This window comes from Oleiphilus sp. HI0086, assembly GCF_001635225.1.
In genome coordinates this window covers 1-6,490 of the sequence record NZ_LWFZ01000649.1, presented here as the reverse complement: position 1 = coordinate 6,490, position 6,490 = coordinate 1, and the positions used below count along the sequence as shown (strand labels likewise).

Here is a 6,490-nt window from a genome sequence, read left to right as displayed (position 1 = left end):
TTATAAAGAAGTTATCAAACAACTTATCCACAGGTACATTAATTTTAAACTTTAACAAAAAACTATAAGTATTTGTTAAATAAAGATATATTGAATTTAACTCTTAAACCATAAGTTAGAGACTAAAGTTATCCACAGCTTGGCATAAGTGCTCTATTGAACATTTCCTCTTAAGTGCATAACTTTCGATTGCAACAATTCGGCGCTTACTAGATCAGGATTAAGTGGTTTATCAGCAATTACCCTTACCTTAGACCAGAAACGTTTAGGACCTTTCGAAAAGGCAGCTCCATCTTTATGGCTAAAAACACTTCCCCAAAGGCCTTGTAGGGCCATCGGCACTACTTGGACAGGATCACGCCCGATTATTATTTCAATGCCAGTTTTAAACTCGTTGATATCGCCAGTTCTTGTCAGCTTACCTTCCGGGAAAATACAAATTATCTCTTCATTATTTAGTGCTTCAGATATTGACTCGAAAGCTTGATCATAAATTTCTTGATCCTGATGCGCAGGCGCGATTGGAATGGCTTTGACCGCTCTGAAAAACCAAGCTAAAAATTTGTTTTTGAAAATATTATGATCCATCACGAAGCGCATAGGGCGTCTACACGCTCCGGCAAGTATGAGCGCATCAACATATGATACGTGATTACAAACCACTACTGCTGCACCTTCGCGAGGAATATTATCCAAGCCTTCGTGGCTGACTCGGTACATGGTATGACCTAATATCCATATACAAAAGCGAATCGCAAATTCATCTACTTGATAAAATATGTATAGGCAAACAACGAAATTCATTATGGATAAAACCAGGAAGAATTCTGGTATTTCAAGACCTAGCATTCCCAGTAAGATCATTCCTGTGATAGCGCTTCCCACCATAAACAAGGCATTCATAATGTTAATCACAGCGATGGTTCTCGCTCTAAAAGCCGGTTCCGCTCTTTCCTGGACAAAGGCATAAAGTGGGACGATAAAGATGCCTCCTGAGATACCTATACCGATCAGATCAATCAACACTCTAAAAGAACCTTCAGCGTTTAGGAATGTAAGCCAAGTGTGGATAATTTCAGGTTGATGAGGAATTGCGCTATAAAGATCTACACCAAATAGGCTTAATCCCAACGCGCCAATCGGTACAATACCCAACTCAACCTGTGATGAAGACAGTTTTTCACAAAGCATCGAGCCAAGTGCAACACCAATGGTAAATACCGCCAATAGTAAGGTGACGAGTGAGGAGCCCCCCAACAAGACTTCTTTCGAGAAGTTAGGGAATTGCGTTAAATAAGCTGCACCTAAAAACCAAAACCAGGAGATTGCCGCAATTGCTAAATATATCGGCCGGTGCTTTCTTGCTTCGACAATTAGAGAGTGGGTAGTTTTAATAGGGTTATATGAGACTGTTATATCAGCTTGGCTCGGTGGGGCCAAAGGTATTGAACGGCTACTAAGATAACCGAGCAATGCAAAAAACACGACGGCACATGCTGTCACAATCAGAAAGCTATCTAATTGCATGATGATACCAGCGCCAATAGTACCCAAAAGAATCGCAACAAAAGTGCCCATGCCTATCAGCGCATTGCCACCGACCAATTCTTCTGACTTTAGGTGTTGAGGGATGATGGCATATTTTGCAGGTCCAAAAAATGCTGACTGCGTTCCCATCACAAATAGTAAAACCAGGAGCAGGGAATACCACTCCATCAACAAGCCTAATGCTGCCACTGACATAATAAGAATTTCAGCAAACTTAATTTTTCGAATTAGGCCTGATTTTTCATATTTATCGGTAATTTGGCCAGCAATAGCAGAAAAGATGAAGAAGGGCAGAATAAATAGACCTGCTGCCAGGTTAAGAACCGTATCAGCATTCATACCTAAGGCATCCGATGCCTTGAATGCGATGATCAGCATTAGGGTATTTTTATAGATATTATCGTTAAATGCCCCCAAAAACTGGGTAGCGAAAAAGGGGGCAAATCGTTTGCTTTTCAATAAGGCCGATTGACTCATCCTTGTCTCCTGTAACTAGTTTAAGCAAGCCAACAGTATAGAGCTCTGATCAGTCGCTAGCTACTTTCCAATACAGAAACTACTGAAGATTTCACCAAGAAGGTCATCGGGCCTGAACTTACCGGTAATTTCCCCTAGATTATCTTGGGCAATACGCAGCTCTTCGGCTAATAACTCGCCGGCATTGAGCTCTGTTAGCTGTCTTCGACCAAGATTTACAGCATCCAAAGCACGATTTAAGGCATCTAGGTGCCGTCTGCGTGCAGTAAATGTACCTTCATTATTAGCCTTATAACCAACGCACTCTTTAAGGTGATCTTGTAGTAAGCTTAAGCCTTGTTTTTGCTTAGCGGATAAAGAAATAAGTGGGAATTCACCAAGCGAAGCAGTCGATGGGGCTTCTGACGTTTTATCCACTTTGTTTCGAACAATTGTTATATGGTCCTGATTATCGAGCTTTTCCAAAAACTCTGGCCATAGCGTGTCTGGTAATGAGTCAGAGTTTGATTCAATAGATGAAGCATCAACAACTAAAAGAATTCGATCAGCTTGTTCAATTTCCTGCCAAGCTCTATCAATACCAATCTGTTCAACTTTATCAGTACTTTCTCGAAGCCCTGCCGTATCAATAATATGTAAAGGCATTCCATCAATATTGATCTGCTCTTTAAGCACATCACGTGTAGTTCCTTCAATATCAGTCACAATAGCTGAATCGCGTCCTGCTAAAGCATTCAGCAAACTAGACTTACCTGCATTTGGACGACCGGCAATTACCACCCTCATTCCTTCAGTTAGTAGTGCCCCTTGATTCGCATTATTGATTAAGTCATTCAAGGTATCAATCAGAGTATCAACTTGCTCCAGGACATGTGACTCAGAAAGAAAATCAACTTCTTCTTCAGGGAAATCAATTGCTGCTTCCACGTACATTCGGAGTTTAATCAAGCCGGATACAATGGCATCAACTTGCTGAGAAAAGTCCCCTTGTAGGGAACGCAAAGCAGAACGAGCAGCCTGCTCGGAAGTACTGTTTATTAAGTCAGAAATAGCTTCAGCCTGAACCAGATCCAGCTTGTCATTAAAAAAGGCGCGTTGAGAAAATTCTCCCGCTTCTGCTAAGCGAGCACCATTCGAAACGATGGCTTTTAACAAAAGATCCAGAATGACCGGGCCACCATGAGCTTGGAACTCAACGACGTCTTCACCGGTAAAGGAGTGGGGACCTTTAAAGTACAGGGCAATTCCCTGATCTAAACGTAAACCATCTGGATCATAGAAATCGCAATAATGTGCATATCGATTCTTAGGCTCAAAATGAACCATCAGTTTAGCGATATCTAAGGCTTTTGGGCCTGATACCCTGACAATTCCAACTCCGCCACGACCTGCCGCCGTAGCAAGAGCTGCAATAGTGTCTTGATAATATTCACTCATATCAAGAACAGGGTAGATTAAGCGTTAGCTTTTTCGATTTGTCTGGTAATTACCCACTGCTGTGCAATCGACAGAATATTGTTTACTAACCAGTAAAGAACTAGCCCTGAAGGGAACCATAAGAAGAAAACAGTCATTACAACAGGCATAATCTTCATGATCTTAGCTTGCATTGGATCAGGCGGAGATGGATTTAGCTGCATTTGGATAGCCATACTTGCACCCATCAGAATCGGCAGAATGAAGTAAGGATCCATTACCGATAGATCGTGAATCCAGAACATAAATGGAGCATGGCGTAATTGAACACTCTCCATCAAAACCCAGTATAAAGCGATAAATACAGGCATCTGAACAAGAATAGGCAGACAACCACCAAGAGGATTAATTTTCTCTTTCTTATAGAGCTCCATCATTCCTTGAGACATCTTCTGACGATCATCGCCATACTGTTCTTTTAAAGCTTGTAGCTTAGGTGCTACCCGACGCATATTCGCCATAGAACGATAACTTGCAGCCGACAACTTGAAGAACAAAGCCTTAACACAAACAGTCACCAGAATAATTGCAAAACCCCAGTTCAATACAATGCCATAGAAGAAATCAAGCAATAGGAATAGTGGCGTTGCTACCCAGAATAACCAACCAAAATCTACGGTTAAATCAAGGTTTGGTGCAATAGCTTCCAAACGCTCCATAATCTTTGGACCAATATATAACTGTGCAGATGTCGTCTTGGTTTCTCCTGGAGCGACTTCGATTGCAGGGCTAATAAAGCCCATCAAATATCGACCGCCTTTCACGCGTGTTTGATAAGTATGAGTAACGCCATTATCTGGGATCCAGGCACTTAGGAAGTAATGCTGAATAAATGCAACCCAACCACCATGAATTTGTTCATTGATAGGGGAGTCAAGCATGTCTTCAAAGTCATATTTCTCGTAAGGTTTTTCAGCGCTTGAAAGCGCCATTCCCAAAAATGACTGCATACCCATACTATTTTGGCTCGATGGGTCAGAGGAACGATCTCTTACAATCTTTCCAGACAGGTTTGCCTGCCAGTTATCATTAGTCTTGTTATTAATGATATAGCTGACATTAATCAGATAATCATTGCGCTTGAATTCATAACGCTTAGTAATTGATACACCATCATCACTTTCAAAATTAAGGTCTATTGAAAGGCTATCTTGTCCTTCTTGTAACTCGTATGAAGAAGATGATGATGAGTAAATAGGAGCTGGGCCGTTTTTAGAGGAATCATATCCATTTTTTCCAAATAGACCACTTTCAACAACGTAATGTCTACCATTACCACTTTCCAACAGCGCCAGTGCTTCTTCTGAGCCTAAGCTAACTTTATGCTGAGGCATTTTTGCCGAAATAACATTACCGCCTTTAAGATCAAGATATAAATCTAATACATCTGTTTTGATATGAACGCTTGACGATTGTTGCGAGGTGGAATTCTTTGTTTGGGCTGTGCTATCAATACTTGCAGCAGCAGACTCAGGTACAGTAAATTCAGAATCTTCGCTACTTTCTGCAGAAGTACTTAAACCAATAGACTCTTGTGGAATGGCTTGTTTAACTGCGGTTTGCGATGCTTGCTGACCATAATCTTCATTCCAGGCAAGTATCAACATATATGATACAACTGCTAAGCCAACAAAAATAATGCTACGTCTAAGATCCATAATAATTCACTACCGTAAATATCTTATAAAGATAGAGTTATAAAGGTTTTGATTGTTTATCTGAGGAGGATTTTGTCTTCTTTTCCGGTACAGGGTCGTGTCCACCTTCACAACCCGGATGGCATCTTAACACACGATGTACTGCAAGAAAGCTTCCTTTAAATATACCGTGAATTTTTACAGCTTCGAGGGCATATTCAGAGCATGTTGGATAATATCGACAAGAAGGGCCGAGTATAGGACTAATACAGAGTTGATAAGCGCGAATTAGACCAATGATAACTTTTCTCATCATGGTTCTCAGCAAAATTATGTCCTTACTAACACTTTTCAGCAGTCAGTAGTTACGAAGTCCGAGCTGACTTAGTCTTCTTATCAGACTTATTTTGAGATGTTTTACGAACTAACTTACGCCACAGATAGTCTAGTTCTTGAGTGCATTCTTTGCTGCTAGATAAATCAGCACCTTTCTTTGCAAGAACAATAATATCAAGGTTTGGAAGCGAACTACGCTTAGTCCGAAACGATTCTCGTAATAAGCGTTTAATTCGGTTCCGTTGTACAGCGAGTTTTACGTTCTTTTTAGCAACGATTATTCCGAGTCTGCTATCTGAGTTATTCAGGTTTCTAGTCAACATCAAATAATGTTTACTGGAAACTCGTATATCAACAGACTCAAAAACATCACTATAATCACTCGATTTTAGTAGCCGAGTTGATTTAGGAAACTTAAAACTGGAGTACAAGTTTTATGCACTTAGTTCTTTACGGCCTTTAGCACGACGTCGGTTCAAAATCTGACGACCACTTTTAGTTGCCATACGTGCTCTGAAGCCATGTGTACGCTTACGCTTAAGTACGCTAGGTTGGAATGTTCTTTTCATTTCCAGTACTCACAATAAATAGGGTGAAAAAAAATTGGAGCGAGATTGTAATTGTTTGGGCAAGATTATTCAATGCATATTCGAATTTTTATTTAAAGTTTATCTTAGGTCTTATCTTTTCCCATCCCTTAAATAATATTATTTATATATTCTCTTCTTATACTTATGTTCTATTAAGGGGAGCAATTTCTGTTGATAAGAGAGTAAATTCCTTTAAAAACATTTATTTAAGTCTTTAGTAAGTATAAGGGAAAAGTTAGGAAAAGACGTGATTATCGATTGAATAAAACTTGGATAAATCAGAGATTAATTTATACACATTTTTATCCTTGGGTTTATCCACAATTTATTTCTACTACTTTTTGCAATAATCGAGCACTAAAAAAATTAGCTGTAAAATTGTGCACAAGCTTGTGTGTAAAGTTATTAATTATTTGAAATATATAT

General features: G+C 39.7%; 6 protein-coding genes. All 6 read right to left on the bottom strand.

Features of this window, described 5'->3' with window-relative positions:
- Positions 1 to 153: 153 nt before the first annotated feature.
- From A3756_RS08970 to rpmH, 6 genes are read right to left on the bottom strand one after another with little or no spacing between them, the layout of a single operon-like run.
- Positions 154 to 2,025 (bottom strand): MFS transporter, encoded by a 1,872-nt coding sequence (locus A3756_RS08970; RefSeq protein WP_068553364.1) that lies wholly within the window; start codon positions 2,023 to 2,025, stop codon positions 154 to 156.
- Between the two features lie 60 nt (positions 2,026 to 2,085).
- The gene (gene mnmE, locus A3756_RS08965; protein WP_068507313.1) at positions 2,086 to 3,462 is read right to left on the bottom strand and encodes a tRNA uridine-5-carboxymethylaminomethyl(34) synthesis GTPase MnmE; all 1,377 of its coding nucleotides are present in this window, start codon (positions 3,460 to 3,462) and stop codon (positions 2,086 to 2,088) included.
- A gap of 17 nt (positions 3,463 to 3,479) precedes the next feature.
- Positions 3,480 to 5,159 (bottom strand): membrane protein insertase YidC, encoded by a 1,680-nt coding sequence (yidC, locus tag A3756_RS08960; protein ID WP_068507314.1) that lies wholly within the window; start codon positions 5,157 to 5,159, stop codon positions 3,480 to 3,482.
- Between the two features lie 37 nt (positions 5,160 to 5,196).
- A complete protein-coding gene (gene yidD / locus A3756_RS25975; protein WP_082865167.1) occupies positions 5,197 to 5,451 on the bottom strand; it encodes a membrane protein insertion efficiency factor YidD in 255 nt (84 codons plus the stop codon).
- A gap of 52 nt (positions 5,452 to 5,503) precedes the next feature.
- Positions 5,504 to 5,905, bottom strand: a complete 402-nt coding sequence (rnpA, locus tag A3756_RS08955) for a ribonuclease P protein component (RefSeq protein WP_068553363.1) — start codon at positions 5,903 to 5,905, stop codon at positions 5,504 to 5,506.
- Between the two features lie 3 nt (positions 5,906 to 5,908).
- On the bottom strand, positions 5,909 to 6,043 hold the full coding sequence (rpmH, locus tag A3756_RS25970; RefSeq protein WP_082865166.1) for a 50S ribosomal protein L34: 135 nt from the start codon (positions 6,041 to 6,043) through the stop codon (positions 5,909 to 5,911).
- Positions 6,044 to 6,490: the final 447 nt, after the last annotated feature.